Origin of the sequence: Nostoc sp., assembly GCF_036917655.1 — a bacterium.
Classification (GTDB): domain Bacteria; phylum Cyanobacteriota; class Cyanobacteriia; order Cyanobacteriales; family Nostocaceae; genus Nostoc.
In genome coordinates this window covers 233,949-251,597 of sequence record NZ_JBALCY010000074.1, presented here as the reverse complement: position 1 = coordinate 251,597, position 17,649 = coordinate 233,949, and the positions used below count along the sequence as shown (strand labels likewise).

Below are 17,649 nucleotides of genomic sequence, written 5' to 3'. Positions count from 1 at the left end.
GGAGGGGGTTGGGGTTCTTGTACCTCTACGAACTCATCAAAATTAATCAGACAGACCACTACTTTGTTTGGGCAACTGGCTGCACGCGCAAACCCTCTGTCTCATCAACCGTAGGAGTGGCAATCAGCGATTCATTTCCTGTCAGACCTGATGTAATTTCTACTTCAGTACCATAATCTCGCCCAACGACAACTTTTTGATAATGCACTGTTTGGTTTTTGGTTAAAGTTGCGACCTGCGTACCTCCGGCGTTAACGACTAAGGCACTATCTGGCACAACAAAGGGAGGATCGTTGCGATTAATGGCAAATCTGACACTGGCATACATCCCAGGTCGCAGCGTAGCGCCCAAATTCTGCACTTGTAATTGTGTCAGCAAAGTGCGAGTATTTGGATCTATAGCGTTGCTAGTACGCACTACTTTACCCGTAAACGCTCGTTGTGGTAACTCTCTGACTGTAATTTGTGCTGTTTGACCAGTCTGAAGTGACTGTGATAAGCTCTGTGGAACATTCACATTCACGTTTAGCTTGTCATAAGCAGCAATAGTATAAAGGCTAGTATTGCTAGTGTTAGTGTTGCTGGTATTGGTGTTGCCACTACCTGCTGAAATTAAAACACCTGTATTTACGTTACGTGCAGTAATCACTCCCGCGAAGGGAGCAGTGACTTTGTTATAAGACTGCAATACGGTATTACGCTGGAAGTTTGCTTGACTTGCGTAGACGTTAGCTTCTGCTGCTTTGACGTTGGCAGAGTCAGAATTAATAGTGTTTTGTGCTGCCTCAACGTTGGCAAGATTAGCCTGATATGTAGCATATTTTGTATCTGTATCTTGTTGAGCTACTGCACCTTTTTTGACAAGAAATTGCCAGCGCTGCCAGCTCTGACGTGCTATCAAGAGATTAGCCTGGGCTTGCTTCAAATCAGAAATACCTTTAGCTAAACTAGCACGACTTTGAAGCACGTTAGCTTGTGCTTGTGCTAACTCTGCCTTGGCTTGCAGAACTTGCTGATCGGTGTCTGGTGAATCAATCTCTGCCAACAACTGACCTGCTCGGACGCGATCGCCAATATCTGCATACCACCGCCGCAAATACCCAGTACTGCGGGCGTAGATGGTTGTTTGGTTAAGGGCTACAACACTGCCAGGTAGTTCCAATTTGGTACTAGCAGTAGCGCGACGCGGAGTGATCACGTTGACTGAGGTTAAAGTGCTTGCTTCCTTAACTGCTGCTTGTAATTCTGACCTTTGGCTTAACCGAGGCAGAATACCTATGGCTAGTAGGCTACCAAAAAAAACAGCGCCAATTACAGCCCAACCAATTCTACCGATGCCGCGCCTTTGTTTTTTAGAAGTCGTTTGTTGTTCAGAATCAGGAGATGGACGATGCTGAGAATCCATAGGTAAACTGTTCCATATTATCTAGTTTGCAGAAATTTAGCAGCTAGAGTCATTACCATCATTAGCTTTGACAATTTTGTTCTTTGTAGTCTGCCCATAGGACATACTTGGAATTGCTCATGACTTGCCTTGAGATGATGACAACGAGTATGCTGTCTCTGGATCTGAGAAATTTAAATCGTCATCCTGATCAATCGGACGAGGTTGTTGACGCCGCATAATGCTGTATACAACAGGTACAAAGATCAGAGTAGCGACTGTTGCAGCTGACAAGCCACCAATTACAGCGCGACCCAAGGGTGCATTCTGCTCACCACCTTCACCAAGACCGAGAGACATTGGCACCATCCCGATCAGCATGGCTAAGGCAGTCATCAACACAGGACGCAACCTTGTATAGCCGGCCGCTAGGGCTGCACCATAGGCTTTTTGCCCTTCCTGACGTTGCTCATTAGCAAAAGTGATCATTAAAATACTGTTTGATGTCGCCACACCTATACTCATAATTGCACCCATTAATGAAGGGACGCTAAAGGTGGTGCGGGTGACAAACAACATCCAAACAATACCAGCTAAAGCACTTGGCAATGCCATCATAATAATCAGGGGATCGAGCCAAGATTGGAAGTTCACCACCATTAAGCAGTAAACCAGCACAATTGCAAACACAAGTCCGAAACCAAGTCCCAGGAAGGAAGAGTTCATCGTTTGCACTTGCCCACGGACATTAATCAGACTACCGGGAGGCAATTTTTTCTGATAATCAGCGATAATTCGATTTACATCGCGGGCAACTCCCCCAAGGTCACGACCAGAGGAGTTAGCGTAGATATCGAAAACTGGCTGAATGTTGTAGTGATTGACAACTTGCATCACTGTGTCGCGTTTGACACTAGCTAAGTTACCTAAAAGTTGGGGTGCAGTTTGACCGTTGCCAACTGGCGTATTTTTCAGGCTGTCAATAGAGTCAATTTTATACTGGGGAACTTGTACAGCCAGGGTGTAACTCACGCCTTTTTTGGGATCGAGCCATTGGTTGATTGCGGCTTGACCGCTTGAACTTAAGGAAGTGAGGACGCTATTGGCAACATCACGCTGAGTCATACCGAATTGTTGAGCCTCGGTGCGATCTACATTAAGACGTAACTCTGGGGCATCGACAACTTGCTGGAGATGTACATCTACAGCCCCAGGAATGCGCGTCATCCGGGCTGCGATTTGTTGGGCAATTTCAAAGTTGCCCTTTGAGTTTTTCAGAGGGCCAGATATTTGCACGTCAACAGCAGCAGGCAAACCGAAATTCAGAATTTGAGTAACAATATCAGCCGGCTCAAAAAAGAATGTGTAGTTGGGAAATGTCGCTTTCAATTTCTGGCGGAGTTGCTTGACGTAAGAAAAAGTTGAACCAGATTCTTTTAGCGACACAAGAATATCAGCATCAGCCTGCCCAATTGTAGCACCGTTGTAGCCGTATGTAAGGTTAATGCCACTGTTGGGTAAGCCGATGTTATCCAGAATCAGAGAGAGATTGTCCTTTGGTACAGTCTGGCGGATAACGCCTTCGACTTGGCTGACAATTTTTTCTGTCTCTTCCAAACGAGTCCCAGGTAAGGCTCGAACATGGAGGCTAAACTGACCACCATCGACTTCAGGGAAAAAGTCTTGACCGACGAATGGTAACAAAACTCCTGCACTGACGATAAAAGCACCAAACAGCACAAAGACTATGCGGCGGTGATTTAATGCTGAGGTGAGAACATCGTAGTACCAACTGCGAAGTTTCTCAAATTGTCGGTTAAATTTTTCGTGTAGCCGCCATATCCAATCTTTCTTAACAGATTTGGCAGTTTTCGTTTTTACCTCTTCTGTTTGGTGATGATTGTCGCTACCATTATTGTTTTGGATCGACGAATCTAGATGATGGTTGTTGTTACCATTACTGTTTTGGGCTGGCGAATCTAGATGATGGTTGTTGTTACCATTATTGTTTTGGGCTGGCGAATCTAGATGATGGTTGTTGTTATTGTTACTATTATGATCCTCGCTTTCTCTATGCCAGTCTACTTCGGATGGTAGGAGATAGCTTGCCATCGTCGGTACTACAGTCCGAGATAGCACATAGGAAGCAAGCATACCAAATACTACCGCCATCGCTAGCGGGACAAATAGGTACTTTGCCACTCCACTTAGAAACACGACCGGCACAAAGACAATACAAATACATAATGTTGCTACAAGTGCTGGAGTTGCGATTTGCTGCGCTCCATCTAAGATTGCTCGCTTGATTGGTTTCCCTTGTCCGAGATTTCGGTGGATATTTTCAATTTCTACTGTGGCATCATCTACAAGAATACCAACAGCTAAGGACAAACCACCCAAAGTCATAATGTTGAAAGTTTGTCCCAAACGACTCATCACAATAATTGAAACCAGCATCGACAGGGGAATCGATACGGCGACGATGACAGTGCTGCGCCAACTTCCCAGGAAAATCAAAATCATCAGCGCAGTCAGACACCCGGCAATCAATCCTTCTTTGAGAACGCCTTGAATCGAAGCTTTCACAAATATAGATTGATCGAATAAAAAGGCTAAATTCAGTTCTGGGGGCAAGGTGGATTGGATGCGAGGCAAAGCTTTTTTTACCCGCTCAATCACATCAATAGTCGAGGCATTGCCACTCTTAAGGATACTAAGTAAGCTTGAGCGTCTCCCATTCTGACGGACAATGTTAGATTGCACACCAAAGCCATCTCTTACCTGGGCGACATCACGAATGTAGATAACAGTACCATTAACTTGCTTAATCGGCAAGTCGTTGAGGGCTGTCACCACGTCTGGACTATTATTGATTTGTACGGCGAAGTCGCGATCGCCGATCTTCATATCACCTGCGGGTAAGACCAGATTTTGGGCACTGACAGCATTAGTCACATCTTGGGCAGAAACGCCATTAGCCAACATCGCTTGGGGATCGATATCAACCATAATTTGCCGAGGTTTACCACCATAGGGCAAAGGTATACTCGCCCCTTGCACTGTTGCTAATTGGGTGCGGACGAAGTTGGTAGCATAGTCGTTGAGCGCTTGTTCCGGCAAGGTTTTGCTACTGACACTCATCTGAATAATTGGCACTGAAGAAGCGTTGTATTGAATGATGAATGGCGGTGTGATCCCAGGTGGCAAAGGGCGGAGAATTGTTTGGCTGACAGAGGTAATTTGAGCGACGGCTGAGGCGATATTCGCGTTGGGTTGGAAGAAAACCTTGACGACACTAACACCGCTCAAAGATTGAGACTCAATGTGTTCGATGTCACCAACGGTTGTTGTCATGGCACGTTCGCTAATTGTCACGATTCGCTGTGCCATTTCCTCAGATGTAGTACCAGTGTAAGTCCAAACTACGCTGACAACGGGAATGTTGATTGCGGGAAAAATGTCAACTGGTGTACTAAATATCGTGACTACACCCAGGATCACAATCATCAAAGCTGCGATCGCGAATGTATACGGAAGACGTAATGCAATTTTGACGATCCACATAGTTAGTTAGGATACTTCAAAAGTTTTTTGGGTTAAAGCTATTTTGCTGAAGTTGGCGTTTGAGCTAATTGAAGGTGTTCTGTTTGCAGTTGCTCAACTAGCCACTCAATCTCTGATTTGATGACTTCAACTACCCGCTTTTGTAATTTCGCTTGGTATAAATCATCAGTAATTTCAAGTACTTTTTTCTCTGCAAGACGTAACCGACATGACATCAATCGATGTTCAATTAACTGCACTCGTTCTTCGGGTAATAAATGAGCAAAGAAAAAAAATTTGATTAAGAATCGCGATCGCGCATTCACCCAACTTTCATGAGGATATGCCAGCATCTCTTGATACCAAGTTTTTTTACCGAGGGATGTAATCTCATATACCTTTCCACACTGCCCAGCTTCTTGTCCCTGTTCTACACATAGGATCGCTTCACCTTGTTCTTCCATCCGCTTCAGAAGAGGATAAATCGCACCATAGTTAACACAAATACTGCAACTCATAAACATCTCTAGTTGCTGTTTGAGCCGATAACCATTTAATGGCTCTCGCTGTAACAGACCTAATACTGCCAACTTCAGCATTTTGATATATCAGTTTGATATGTTTATCAACAATATCAAATAGATTCTTTTTAGCCAAGTATTTAAGGCTCAATTGTCAGAATTTTTTATGATGCCGCAGGGCAAAGCCGCATAGTTAGCAGTTTTCAGGCATTTAGACCACGACTGAGACGGGGAGTAGGGAGTAATTACTGGAAAAGCGCTGTAAGTTGCCGTGAGGTCTACCCTCTCTATCATGTTGGGGTGCGATCGCAATTTCCGGGCATAGTCAGCGCACTCCTGTAAAACAAGCGCTATCAATACCAGCCAAAGGTGAGCATTCATTTGGGGACTTCAGCCGGATTTGTAGTATTTTATGCTATTTAAATAATTTTCTCTATAGTTTACCTTGACCTAAGTAACTAAGTTACCTTATAGTGAGTTTAACAGTTGAAACCACGGTGACTTAGTAAGGTTACGGGTGAATAAAAGAAACTTAGTGAGTAAAAGATGAAGGCAAAGGCTGGAAATGGAAATTCTGAAAAAGGCAAGTATCCAAATTGCCTGTAGGAATTTCCAGGGTTCAATGCCCGTAGTGCGTATTCTCTACGATGACACGATAGTTGGGATGCTTTTGTCCGCAAGTTTATGGATATGGGTTGCGAGGATAGCAATTTTCCTAGTCTGTCTATTTGCGATCGCCATGATTGTTGAGTCTTGGGGTTAACAGAACAGGGTTTACTATTCAAGGCTGATGCTGACACCTAATAAATAGCCTTTGGCTAACTTTGCATTTGGACATTATATCATGTCAAACAACAGCAACGGCTCTGGGGGAGAAACACTTTCGCCGCTTTTAATCATCTTAGTGGCAGGGTGAATCTCTTTGGCGATCGTTAACAAAGCTAATCACCCAGCATATTTTGACATAGTTAAAACAGCTATGGCCTACAGCTTTCGCTCAATCAAGTCCCAAGGAAAAACTAAATATTCCAATCACCAAGATGATGTATAGGACTCATATTTGATTTTTGAAAAAACTCAGTACAACTCAAAGAGGCTTCTTCCCTACTCCCCACTCCCTACTCCCTACTCCCAGCCTACGCAAATAATTTCAGAAATCAAATCGGATTGCTATAGATAAGGACGAGTTGAAATAGCAGGAATTCGCGGCTACACAAACTCTCATCCGCCTCCGCGGACTAAGGAACAAGGGGCTTGAGCAACTGGTTTAACCCACCTCCGTGGGTTTTGTTTGTGTAGACGCGGTTTCTAACCGCCCTTTTAACTTCTAAAATAGAAGAATGCTGTCAACTCCCACTCAACTACTGCGACTGTCTCAAGGACAACTCAACTTACTAGAAGCTTGTCCGCGTAAATTTCAACATACCTACCTAGAAAAACTAAATTCGCCCTCAAATCCAGAGCAAGAAGAACGGCAAACTTTGGGTAGTCGCTTTCACTTGCTAATGCAACAGCGAGAAATGGGTTTGCCAATTGATAGTTTCCTGCAAGCAGATGCTCAACTGCAAAGCTGGATGCTAGCTTTTGCCGATGCAGCCCCAGAAATCTTAACGGCTGCATCTGATAATCAAACTTTCCGTGAAAGTGAACACTTCCGCACTCTGCAAGTTCAGGACTATTTGCTGACGGTTGTCTATGATTTATTGATTGCAGATAACCAACAATCGCAAATTCTCGACTGGAAAACTTATCCTAAACCACCCAATCAACGCAAGTTAGAATCCAACTGGCAAACACGGCTTTATCTGTATGTATTGGCAGAAACAAGCGAATATTTGCCAGAAAAGATTTCCATGACTTACTGGTTTGTCCAATCTGAGGGCAAGCCGCAAAATATTAAATTTAATTACAATACTGCTCAACACAGACAAACAGCAAAGAAACTTAATCAATTATTAAGCCAGTTAACTAATTGGCTGGAAAATTACCAAAATAACCAGCAGTTTCCCCAAGTGGTGGAGGGTAGCAAAACCTGTGATTATTGTCAGTTTGCCAAACGGTGCGATCGCATACAAGTTAATGAAGAAGCAGTGAAAGACTCATTGCCAAATTTTGACAGCATTCAAGAAGTCTCACTCAACCCTATACATTAGAGGATGTTTGTAAAGTCCAATAGGGCTATAAAGAAATCACAACTTCTAAACTTATGTCAAACTTTGACGAAACTGAAGCGATTTATGTCCGCGAATTAGGAATTGATGACATTGCTCCCGTTTACCACTTGGGAGAAGGGTTATTTACCAGCGATTTATATCCTTATTTATACCGCACCTGGGATGAATGGGAGGTGATTGGACTTTACAACACCGATCCAGAATATTGCCTTGTGGCCGAAACAGACGGAGAATTAGCGGGATTCATTTTGGGAACCATCATCACCAAAGCATCCTGGACTTATGGATACATTTTATGGCTGGGAGTTAGTCCGAGGTTTCAGCGTCGAGGAGTAGCAGACAAGTTGGTTGATAAAGTCGTCGCCCGGATGATTGAAGATGGGGCGCGGTTTATGCTGGTAGATACCGATCCTACCAATACTTCAGCCTTAAAGTTTTTTAATCGCAAAGGTTTTGGTAATATTCGCCAGCATATTTTCTTGTCGATGAATTTAAGCAAGCATGAATATTATGGCAGATTAATTGATTACGAACACCAAAAAGCTGAAAGAGCAGGTTATAGGCGATCGCGTCCAGCAATTCGTGCCCGTAAACCCGATAGCGCCGCCAATGAAGTAGTCCTCAATCCCCTAGTCAATGAATTTCAAACAACTGAGGATCAATCCCCGATTTAACAATGTCAGAACAACAGTGGACTATAGCAGCAACCGAACAACCCCCGGAGTGGTTCATCCAAGCGGTGAAACAATATACACCCGCATCAAGTGGAATATATGCGGCACAATTGTTGTGGAAACGGGGAATTAAAGATAATCAACAGTTAACAGCTTTTATCAACTATAAAGCTTATCAACCAGCAAGTCCCTTTGATTTTGGGCAAGAAATGCACTTAGCGATCGCCCGGTTGCAACAAGCATATAACGCCAAAGAAAAAATTGCCATTTGGGGAGACTTTGATGCTGATGGGATTACCGCCACATCTGTACTTTGGGATGGATTGGGGCAGTTTTTCAAACAAAATACTCAGTTAATTTACTACATTCCCAATCGCCTGAAAGAATCCCACGGACTTAATAATCAAGGGATTGATAACTTAGCAAAACAAGGTTGTAAATTAATCGTTACTTGCGATACAGGTAGCACAAATATTGAGGAAATTATCTATGCTCAACAGCTAGGCATAGATGTAATAGTTACAGACCATCACACCTTACCCACCGAACGCCCACCCGTCGCAGCAATTATCAATCCCCGCTATTTACCAAGGGAACATCAGCTATTTAATCTTTCTGGGGTGGCGGTAGCTTATAAGTTGGTAGAGGCATTATACCAAAGTCTGCCTAATGTTGCAAAACATCCATTAGAAGACTTATTAGATTTAGTAGCAGTAGGATTAATTGCCGACTTGGTGCAGTTAAGCGGAGATTGTCGCTATTTGGCACAGATGGGAATTCAACGACTGCAAGCAGATTTTCAACAGCCAGCAGCAGCGCGGCGGCGTCCGGGGGTGGGGCGATTATTAGAATTGTGCCAGAAAAATGGCGATCGCCCCACAGATATTTCCTTTGGTTTGGGGCCAAGAATTAACGCCGTTAGCCGTATCCAAGGTGATGCCAGTTTTTGCGTTGAATTATTAACTAGTCGAGATGCCAAACGTTGTAACGAACTAGCCGAAATTACAGAACTCGCAAACACCCGCCGCAAATCTTTACAAAAAGATGTGCAAGCGCAAGTGGCACAAAAACTTACTCAATTAGACTTATCAACCACCAGCGTCATAGTCCTAGAAGATGCCCAATGGCCTGCGGGTGTATTGGGCTTAGTCGCTGGGCAGATAGCACAAGAAACAGGTCGCCCGACTATTTTGTTGAGTACGGAAGGAGCAGGGGGAGCAGGGGAAGCAGGGGGAGAAATTACTCCTTTATCTTCTAACTCAGAACTCAGAATTCAGCACCCAGCACTCCCATTAGCTCGTGGTTCCGCCCGTTCGGTGAATTCCGTCGATTTATACCAACTGGTGAAAGACCAAGCACATTTGTTACACCGCTTTGGGGGACATCCCTTTGCAGCGGGTTTGAGTTTGTTGGTGGAGAACATTCCTTTATTTACAGCGGCGATTAATCAGCAGTTGCGCCAATCTTTAGGTGGCACAACCTTAACGCCAACCGTGCAAGCAGACTTGACGGTAACAGTAGCAGACTTGGGGAAAGAGTTATTTTTGGAACTGAAACTGCTAGAACCTTGTGGAATGGGTAATCCTGTTCCGAAATTGCTAATTCAAAACTGCTGGTTTGAAAATTCTTGGCATCGCAATCAGCAGGATTGGCAAGGGAAAAAGGTACAGTACATTAAAACCGAGTTTGATATTCGGGATGATTCCAGTAGAAGTGCTTTTCCTGGTATATGGTGGGGACACTACAAAGATGAATTGCCTGTAGGAAGGTGTGATTGCATAGCAGAACTAGACTACAACACCTTCAAAAAACGTTATGAAATCAGATTAATTGCCGTGCGCCCCAGTGTTAACTCAGCACTTAACACTCGGAACTTACCATTCATCTTAGACTTACGAAACAACCCCACTCCCCACTCCCGTACAGACGCGATTAATCGCGTCTCTACTCCCCCACTCTTGCTTGAAGATTGTCCCACGAACTGGGATGATTTACGCGCATGGTTGCGGCGATGTCTAACGATCAGCCGCTCTGCATCTGGGCTTGACAATCAGCAACAATTAGCGATCGCCTGGTCTAAACCCAACCACCAACCACCTAATCAAATTTGGCTGACTCTTGTCGGAATTGCCAAATATCTCAGTCGCACAAATCAACCAGTTACCCGCGTCCAACTTTTAGAGAAAATTGGCATCAGCGACCAAACCTTACTTGTAGGAATCAAAGCTTTAAAATCTTTAGGGTTCACAGTCAAACGACAAGACAATGATTTACAATTTGCTTGGCATCCTAGCGATCGCGCAGAAAACTTTGCCGATGCAGCAGTTGCACGATTTTTAGCTGCTGTCCGAGAAGAACAATTTCAGCGACAGTATTTTGCCGAAGTGCCTTTATCTACTATTGTTGCGATCGCCAGCTCCGACAATTATTAACCCAAGTTGCGGGTTCTCAGACTCCGAGTGAAAAGCACCTTGAGTGCCGACATTTACAACCCCTTTGTCTGCTACTTTTGGACTTTGCATCACCACCAAAAGTGTAAAGCCCTGTTCCGGTACATGCAAATTGTTATACGGTACTGACGACAGCTATAGCATTTTGGAAATTGGTAGTCTCAAGATGTAATGATAGATGTTGGGAGTGGGAGGCGATGCCTGCGGTGGGCGTAGCCAACGTATTTATATTGTCAATAATGGAACAATAAGAGCAGTAGGAACACCCCAAGATTTACTACAACCTGCTTTTAATCGCTGAGGTTTTCGGCGTAGGTTCAACAGTAGAAACCGACCTCAGTAATGGTAAATTACACATCAGCTTCTTCTTGGAAAAAGGAATAGGGAGCAAGAGGAATTCCCTTACTCCTTAAATATTGCTATACAGTCACTACCTTGGGTTGAGGTTTAGTGAATAACTCAGCTAAACGATGCGGTTGGCGATCGCGCCAGTTACCCTTATGATAGGCATACCCCGCAATTAATGGGAACGCGACAGTCGCCTCAGAAAATACCATCTGTTCAGTAGCTTTATCCACTTTTCCCCAAGAATGAGCCTCTTTGAGGGTAGAACCAGATAAAGCACCATCCCGCTCATCGGCGACGGTAACTTGAATTGTATACTTGTGCATACTCGTCTCAAATCCCAGCATTTCCGCAGCTACCACCGTATCTTGGGCGAAGTTTTTCGGTACACCACCACCAATCATCACCAAGCCGGTGTAGTTGGAAGCCAGTTTACACTGCGTCAACTCCCGGAAATCTCGTACTGAGTCAATCGTGACATGAGATTCTGGAGAATTCCATTGGTGATGGACAAGCCCAAACCCAGCCGAACAGTCACTAAAAGCGGGGACAAAAATTGGTACTTGGTGTTGATAAGCGGCTTGCACTACAGATTGACCATAGTTACCCCGACGTTCTAAATAAGCAGCCATCTGCTCAATAAATTCCCGTGAAGAATAAGGACGCTTCTCTAAATTCTCGGCGATTTTTGCGATCGTCATGTCACACACCCGCAGTTGATCTTCATCAATATAGGTGTCATATATGCGGTCTATCCGTTGCTGACGCAGTATCTCATCATCAGCAAAGGGGTCGCCAATATAATGACGATAACCCAACGCTTCAAAGAAATCTTGATCAACAATGTTAGCACCAGTAGACACGATCGCATCTACCATATTGTGAGTAATTAAATCGTGGACTATTCCCTTGAGTCCAGCACTAAACAAAGACCCAGCTAAACACAGAATAATCGTACATTCTTTATCTTGCAGCATTGCGTCATAAATTTTTGCTGCCCGTCCCAAATTTCGACCTTGGAAAGCTGTCTTACCCATAGCTTCCACCAAGCCAACAACATCGAAAGCTTTGATGTCAATTGGTTGAACGGTCTGTTGCAAAAGTTCTTCACGATTCATGGTAGATTGTCCTTTTTATTGAAAACAAAAATTATACGGTCTGCACAGCGACTAGAAGGCAAGTTTTGCTAATGTACTAGGCGCTTCGCAGTGGTCGTACCAGGACAAACCAGGATCAGATTGCCGTCTTTTATTTAACTTGACGTGCAAATCCCAAATACTCATGAGTTGGATGAAAGGACTGTTCAATTTTGCTACTAACGACTTCTCAAACACTACAAGTCACCCCGCAGAACTCAATTTACGTCAAACTAACAAGTAGTTGTCAAAACTAGCTCAATTTTCTCCAATGCCCAATCTATTTCATCTAGGGAAATAACCAAGGGTGGGGCAAAGCGAATGACATTATCTCTAGTTTCTTTGGCTAATAATCCCTCTTTGGCTAAGGCTTTACAAAAACGTCTAGCACCACCAGCAATGGAATGCAATTCCATCCCAATTAATAAGCCTTTGCCACGCACTTCCTTGATATATGAACTTTCAATTGATTGTAATTTCCTCAAAAAATATTCTCCTAGTTGTAAGGCTTTTTCTGGCAACTCTTCTTCTATAATTACATCAAGTACGGCAATTCCAATAGCAGCAGCTAATGGATTTCCGCCAAAGGTACTACCATGATCTCCTGGTTGAAATACACCCATCACTTCCTCTGTCGAAATAAACGCAGAAATTGGATAAAATCCACCCGATAAAGCTTTTCCTACAGTTATGCCATCTGGCTTAACATTCTCATATTGATAGGCAAACATTTTACCTGTTCTTCCCAAGCCAGTTTGGATTTCATCAAAAACTAGTAATACATTATGATGGCGACAGATTTGTTCTGCTTGCTTTAAAAACCCATTGGGAGGAACGATAATACCTCCCTCACCCTGAATTGGTTCTACCAAAAATGCAGCAGTGTTAGGAGTAATCGCTTTTTCTAATGCTTCAGAATCACCAAAAGGGATAACTTTAAACCCACTCGTCAAAGGCCCAAATCCATCTTGATATTGTTCTTCTGTAGAGAAACTGATTAAACTAATAGTGCGTCCAGAAAAATTATTACTACAAACAATAATTTCTGCTTGATTTTCTGGTACACCTTTTACTTTATAAGCCCATTTCCGAATGGCTTTGATAGCCGTTTCCACAGCTTCGGCTCCCGAATTCATGGGTAGCACTTTAGGTAAACCAGAAATCTCAGAAAGCTTCTCATAAAATCTTCCCAATTGGTCATTGCGAAAAGCTCTAGAAGTTAGTGTAACTTTCTGAGCTTGCTTTATCATTGCTTCGAGAATTTTGGGATGACAATGACCCTGATTTAATGCTGAGTAAGCTGAAAGAAAATCTAGGTATTTTTTACCTTCTATATCCCATATCCACACTCCTTCTCCTTTAGTGATGACTACATCTAAAGGATGATAATTATCAGCACCATATTGCTGTTCTAGTTCAATATAATCCTGGGTATTCATAGTGTTGAGGTTGGGAATTCCCAGAGTTATGTTCGTTGCTTGCATATTTGCTCCTGATAGTTTTGAGAGGTTGAAATAAAACTAGAAAATATCTGAAAGACTACCAGTCGAATGAGACATTCAACAAGTATGAGCCTAAAAAGAAAAAATCCCGACCAGTTCTTCGTTTTATAGTTCCCAATTCCAGAACACTATTTACAATGAGAGTAATACTGCAACTCCCTTTTCTTAGGTCTGCATGTCAAAGATATACGCAACTTTGATACTGATGGATTTTTTCTAAATATCTAAATAGCCGATAATTATTGACCAGCCATTTCCTTTTCTTCCAGATACGCAACTTGTGTAGGACTTCTGCCTACTTTTAGTGACGAAAACCAGTTGCCCACTCTGTCTGAATGTAAAATTTTACTGGCATAACAACCAAGGGTGTAAACTGTAACTTTAATTTAAGGGTACTTTTATTTTTATCCGCAACTCACAAATAAAAATAAAATTGATAAACAGGCGCTGGGTATTCTAACTTAAAGACTTTCTGAGTTAGATTTGCTAATATCAGAAAAGATTCTTTTAAGCAAGTTCCACGTAGATCGGCTTCATTCAGATTAACATCCATCAAAGAAGCCCTACTTAAGTCAGCCCAACTAAGGTTTACTCCTCTCAAATGCACGCCTCTCATGTGTATTCCTTGAAGGTTTATCCCACAGAAATTACGTTGCCCTGCTGCATACCTCTGCAATACTTCTTCTGCTTCCATGCTTATATTCTCCTTTGTTAACTTTCTTGAGGTAGCAGAATACTAACAAAAACATCGAAATTTGGACAAATTTTGATAACTTATGATTACGGTTTTGCAATATTTTTACTTATGGTTAATTTACTTAATTTAACAAATAAATTTTCATCTAACTATCTCAGTTATCATTATCCAATGACTTCTGTTTATTAAGATTTTTAGTCAGTTGTAGAATCCAGTTTGGAGTCTCTGCATTTTCCCAACCAGCAGGGCGCTTAGAAATATACCAGCCAATTGAACCAATAATTGTAGCTAGTAGAAAGCCACCAAGTATTATTGCCACCAAAGAAATTTGGAGATATTTTGTATATGTAGGATTAGTTGCTATCTCGATGAGGATTAACATTTAAGATTTCATCTCCTGTAAATACACTTACTCTACCGATAGAAAATTAAGAAATACTAGTTAGTCTTAACTAGTAATGACTTCCTGTTCAGAAATCAGATATGATTCCTATCTATCCTTAACTAGCTATAAAAAAATTTATCTTTTTAGATTGTTATCAAATGCAGATTACCATTAAATTCCCAAACTCTCAATGCTGGGGTGGGGGATGAAAAAGTCAAAGACTATTTCAGCGCCTGTGCCAGCAAAAAAATAAACAACCAGAAAAATCCAGCCAATCTTCCAAAAAATATGCGATCGCCACGCTCCTTTAAATCTTAAAATAAAAGCCTGTATTCATTACTGAATCAGGCTTTTGATGTTTTTTAGTAAATTTGCACGGAAAACTTTAGTTTAATCACTGAATAACGAATCCTTCCGGTCTGATCGCATCTTCCAAATCAACCCCCATCAGGTTAACCCCTTGGATGTTTGCATTTGTGAGATTTGTCTTTTCCAAGTCTGCGCCCTGTAGGTTAGCCGTTTGCAGGTTTGCTCCCACCAGGTTAGCTTTCTCTAGGTCTGCATCAAATAGGTTTGCTCCCAAAAGGTTTGCTCCCAAAAGGTTTACCTTGCCTAAATCTGCACCTTGAAAGTTAGCCCCTTGTAGGTTTGTTTGCTGTAAGTTAGCCCTTTCTAAGTCTGCATTTTGTAAGTTCGCACCCTCCAAGTTTGCCGCTTGCAGATTTGCGTCCTTGAGCATTGCTCCAGTTAGGTTACACCCGACACATTCATTAGTTTGTAATAAACGTCTAACGTTTGCTGCTACAGACACTATTGGCGATGCAACCGGAGATATTACTGGGGAAGTTACAGACTCCATTGGCGATGTAACCGAAGGCATTACTGGGGAAGTTACAGACTCCATTGGCGATGTAACCGGAGGCATTACTGGCCCTAGTTCTTCCGTAGGTATGGATGGTGTTAGTGTTTGAGCTCTAACGCTGGGCTGGTCAAGCAGCGAAAATCCTGCTACAAGTACCAGAAATACTGCTGTTACGATCCACTGAGTTAATTTTTTGGAATTTGATTGATTCATTAGTTCCTTCCTATGATGATTCGTAGTGGTGTGCTTGCTTTTATAAGAGCCATCAATAATCTGCTTTATTCTCACTTTAGATAAATTGATTGATAACATCAAATATTATTTTGATTCAGATTGATAAATTAAAGTGATTAAAAAATCTTTTTGGATGGGAAACGATCGCTGATTTGTTGGTTATATCAGGGAGATAGCACCCATCAATAATTTTGAGTAGCTGATTGCGACCGCATTCCCAGGTAACAAGTTTTCAGTTCAGGTGCGACGCCGATAGCGTACCCCTTCGGGGAAGCAAGCTACGCGCAGCGTCTCGTAGAGAGCGTCATAGCCCGTCGTAGACCATCGCCTCATGCCTAATTGGAAAGCATTGCCAGACTAGGTAAAAGTCGATATGATTCACTTTTAATCAAGATTGAGAGTCCTAAGTAAATTAAGACAAAGGGGAAAATTTTCCGACCATAGCGAGTTAAAACGGGAGTCATGAGAGGATTACGAGTCAGGTTGTAAGAGAGTAAGCACCACGCCCCAACAGTGAAATAGCAAACACACACAATTACACCCAAACTTGGAAGATTACTACTGGCAAACAACGGTACATAGATTCCGATGTTATTTCCTCCATTGGCAATGGTGACAGCGGAAACACGGTAAGTTTGAGGATCGCGGATGGTTGCTAATAGTGATTTCTTCTGGCGTCCAGATTTGACAGGAGAGGTGAAGTCAACTGACACAGCTTGCACTGTCTCTGCTTCTTGTTCTCGACTGATGAGATTACTGATACCAATGGCGACAGGAAGCAAACCTAGCAAACCAATCCAGGTGGTTGGAATAATCATACCGCCGAAGAAACCAGGGAGACTAGCAAACACTAAGGCAGTGAATCCCAGAAATTCACCGAGAACAATATGCTTAGGACGAAAGCTGCGATTGACTTTTCCGAAGAAAGCTGTCAAATATAAATTGTCGTCAAAGGTGGTTGCAAAAGCGGCAGAGATTCCAATAAGAAATGTACTAATTAGCCAACTCATAATTGTTGCTCACGATAATTCAATGCTGTTTGTCCTAGTTCTTCTCTGCTCCTCGATGTGAGGGCAGTTCCGAAGATTTCGTGACTGTTTTACTTAACGACAACCAATCAAGGTTCGCTAGCCATCAGCCAGTTCCCCAGTTTTTAGAGATGATGCCTACGGCGGTAAACTACGCCTCTAATCAAATTGGTGATTTTTTATCTCAGCAAGGTACCTTGGGAGCTCATGAGGTCAATATTAGGGCTTTCAAGGAAATAAGAGCAAATACTCTTGTTTCTTAAAAGGATAAATAAAAGTGATTGATAACTTGACCATGTGCTTTGGGTTTTCTACCCATCGACACTTGTGACATCTTAAATGTGTTTAGAGGCTATTCAAAAACCCTGCTTTTTGAAGAGGATGCTGGTTCACGACTTGGGAGCATCTCAATGAGTGTAAAAAGCCTTGTAAAACCTCACCCCAAGCCTCTCCTTGGTAAGGCTACGGTGTACACACAAGTCGAAAAAAGCTCGATTTCTGATTTCTCCTTGTTCTCTCGTTCCCATGCAAAGCTAGGAATGGTTGATTAGAGGCTGCTGCCTCCAGTCAGATATTGAGTCAGAGACTCAATGAATGCATTCCTCATGCAGAGCATGGGAACGAGTCAAGCCTAATCAAGCTAGGTTTTTAGGACTTGTGTGTACACTGTAGCCTTGGTAAAGAGAGGGAGCAAGAATCTTGTTTCTCATCTGG

The 17,649-nt window shown here is 42.7% G+C and carries 15 protein-coding genes; 5 read left to right on the top strand and 10 right to left on the bottom strand.

Annotated elements, in window-relative coordinates:
• Positions 1–58: 58 nt before the first annotated feature.
• The 4 genes from V7K30_RS28155 to V7K30_RS28140 form a co-directional block, all read right to left on the bottom strand.
• Positions 59–1,405, bottom strand: coding sequence for an efflux RND transporter periplasmic adaptor subunit (locus V7K30_RS28155; protein ID WP_335004981.1), 1,347 nt, complete (start codon positions 1,403–1,405; stop codon positions 59–61).
• 117 nt (positions 1,406–1,522) lie between these two features.
• Positions 1,523–4,948, bottom strand: a complete 3,426-nt coding sequence (locus tag V7K30_RS28150) for an efflux RND transporter permease subunit (protein ID WP_335004979.1) — start codon at positions 4,946–4,948, stop codon at positions 1,523–1,525.
• Between the two features lie 38 nt (positions 4,949–4,986).
• The gene (locus V7K30_RS28145) at positions 4,987–5,526 is read right to left on the bottom strand and encodes a PadR family transcriptional regulator (protein WP_335004977.1); all 540 of its coding nucleotides are present in this window, start codon (positions 5,524–5,526) and stop codon (positions 4,987–4,989) included.
• 69 nt (positions 5,527–5,595) lie between these two features.
• Positions 5,596–5,829, bottom strand: a complete 234-nt coding sequence (locus tag V7K30_RS28140) for a hypothetical protein (protein WP_335004975.1) — start codon at positions 5,827–5,829, stop codon at positions 5,596–5,598.
• A gap of 184 nt (positions 5,830–6,013) precedes the next feature.
• Between V7K30_RS28140 and V7K30_RS28135 the strand changes: the two genes are divergently transcribed.
• The 4 genes from V7K30_RS28135 to V7K30_RS28120 all read left to right on the top strand — a co-directional run bounded on the left by V7K30_RS28135 (position 6,014) and on the right by V7K30_RS28120 (position 10,728).
• Positions 6,014–6,211 carry a hypothetical protein gene (locus tag V7K30_RS28135; protein ID WP_335004973.1) on the top strand — a complete coding sequence of 66 codons (198 nt, stop codon included), beginning with the start codon at positions 6,014–6,016 and terminating at the stop codon, positions 6,209–6,211.
• A gap of 577 nt (positions 6,212–6,788) precedes the next feature.
• Positions 6,789–7,601, top strand: a complete 813-nt coding sequence (locus V7K30_RS28130; protein WP_335004971.1) for a PD-(D/E)XK nuclease family protein — start codon at positions 6,789–6,791, stop codon at positions 7,599–7,601.
• A 53-nt stretch (positions 7,602–7,654) separates the two neighbouring features.
• Positions 7,655–8,296, top strand: a complete 642-nt coding sequence (locus V7K30_RS28125) for a GNAT family N-acetyltransferase (RefSeq protein WP_335004969.1) — start codon at positions 7,655–7,657, stop codon at positions 8,294–8,296.
• Positions 8,297–8,298: 2 nt separating this feature from the next.
• Positions 8,299–10,728: a single-stranded-DNA-specific exonuclease RecJ gene (locus V7K30_RS28120; RefSeq protein ID WP_335004967.1), complete on the top strand. Its 2,430-nt coding sequence runs from the start codon at positions 8,299–8,301 to the stop codon at positions 10,726–10,728.
• 437 nt (positions 10,729–11,165) lie between these two features.
• Here V7K30_RS28120 and V7K30_RS28115 read toward each other — a convergent pair whose 3' ends face one another.
• The 5 genes from V7K30_RS28115 to V7K30_RS28095 form a co-directional block, all read right to left on the bottom strand.
• A complete protein-coding gene (locus tag V7K30_RS28115; RefSeq protein ID WP_335004965.1) occupies positions 11,166–12,209 on the bottom strand; it encodes a 1,9-bis(guanidino)-5-aza-nonane synthase in 1,044 nt (347 codons plus the stop codon).
• 251 nt (positions 12,210–12,460) lie between these two features.
• Positions 12,461–13,711 (bottom strand): ornithine--oxo-acid transaminase, encoded by a 1,251-nt coding sequence (rocD, locus tag V7K30_RS28110; protein ID WP_335004964.1) that lies wholly within the window; start codon positions 13,709–13,711, stop codon positions 12,461–12,463.
• Between the two features lie 433 nt (positions 13,712–14,144).
• Positions 14,145–14,423, bottom strand: coding sequence for a pentapeptide repeat-containing protein (locus V7K30_RS28105; protein ID WP_335004962.1), 279 nt, complete (start codon positions 14,421–14,423; stop codon positions 14,145–14,147).
• A gap of 157 nt (positions 14,424–14,580) precedes the next feature.
• Entirely contained in the window at positions 14,581–14,808 is a 228-nt protein-coding gene (gene psb35 / locus V7K30_RS28100) for a photosystem II assembly protein Psb35 (RefSeq protein WP_335004960.1), read from the bottom strand.
• Between the two features lie 397 nt (positions 14,809–15,205).
• Positions 15,206–15,550: a pentapeptide repeat-containing protein gene (locus tag V7K30_RS28095; RefSeq protein WP_335004958.1), complete on the bottom strand. Its 345-nt coding sequence runs from the start codon at positions 15,548–15,550 to the stop codon at positions 15,206–15,208.
• Between V7K30_RS28095 and V7K30_RS28090 the strand changes: the two genes are divergently transcribed.
• The gene (locus V7K30_RS28090; protein WP_335004956.1) at positions 15,543–15,782 is read left to right on the top strand and encodes a hypothetical protein; all 240 of its coding nucleotides are present in this window, start codon (positions 15,543–15,545) and stop codon (positions 15,780–15,782) included. The genes V7K30_RS28095 and V7K30_RS28090 overlap by 8 nt on opposite strands.
• 460 nt (positions 15,783–16,242) lie before the next feature.
• On the opposite strand, the gene V7K30_RS28085 is transcribed toward V7K30_RS28090, so the two are convergent.
• Positions 16,243–16,917: a cadmium resistance transporter gene (locus V7K30_RS28085; protein ID WP_335004954.1), complete on the bottom strand. Its 675-nt coding sequence runs from the start codon at positions 16,915–16,917 to the stop codon at positions 16,243–16,245.
• Positions 16,918–17,649: the final 732 nt, after the last annotated feature.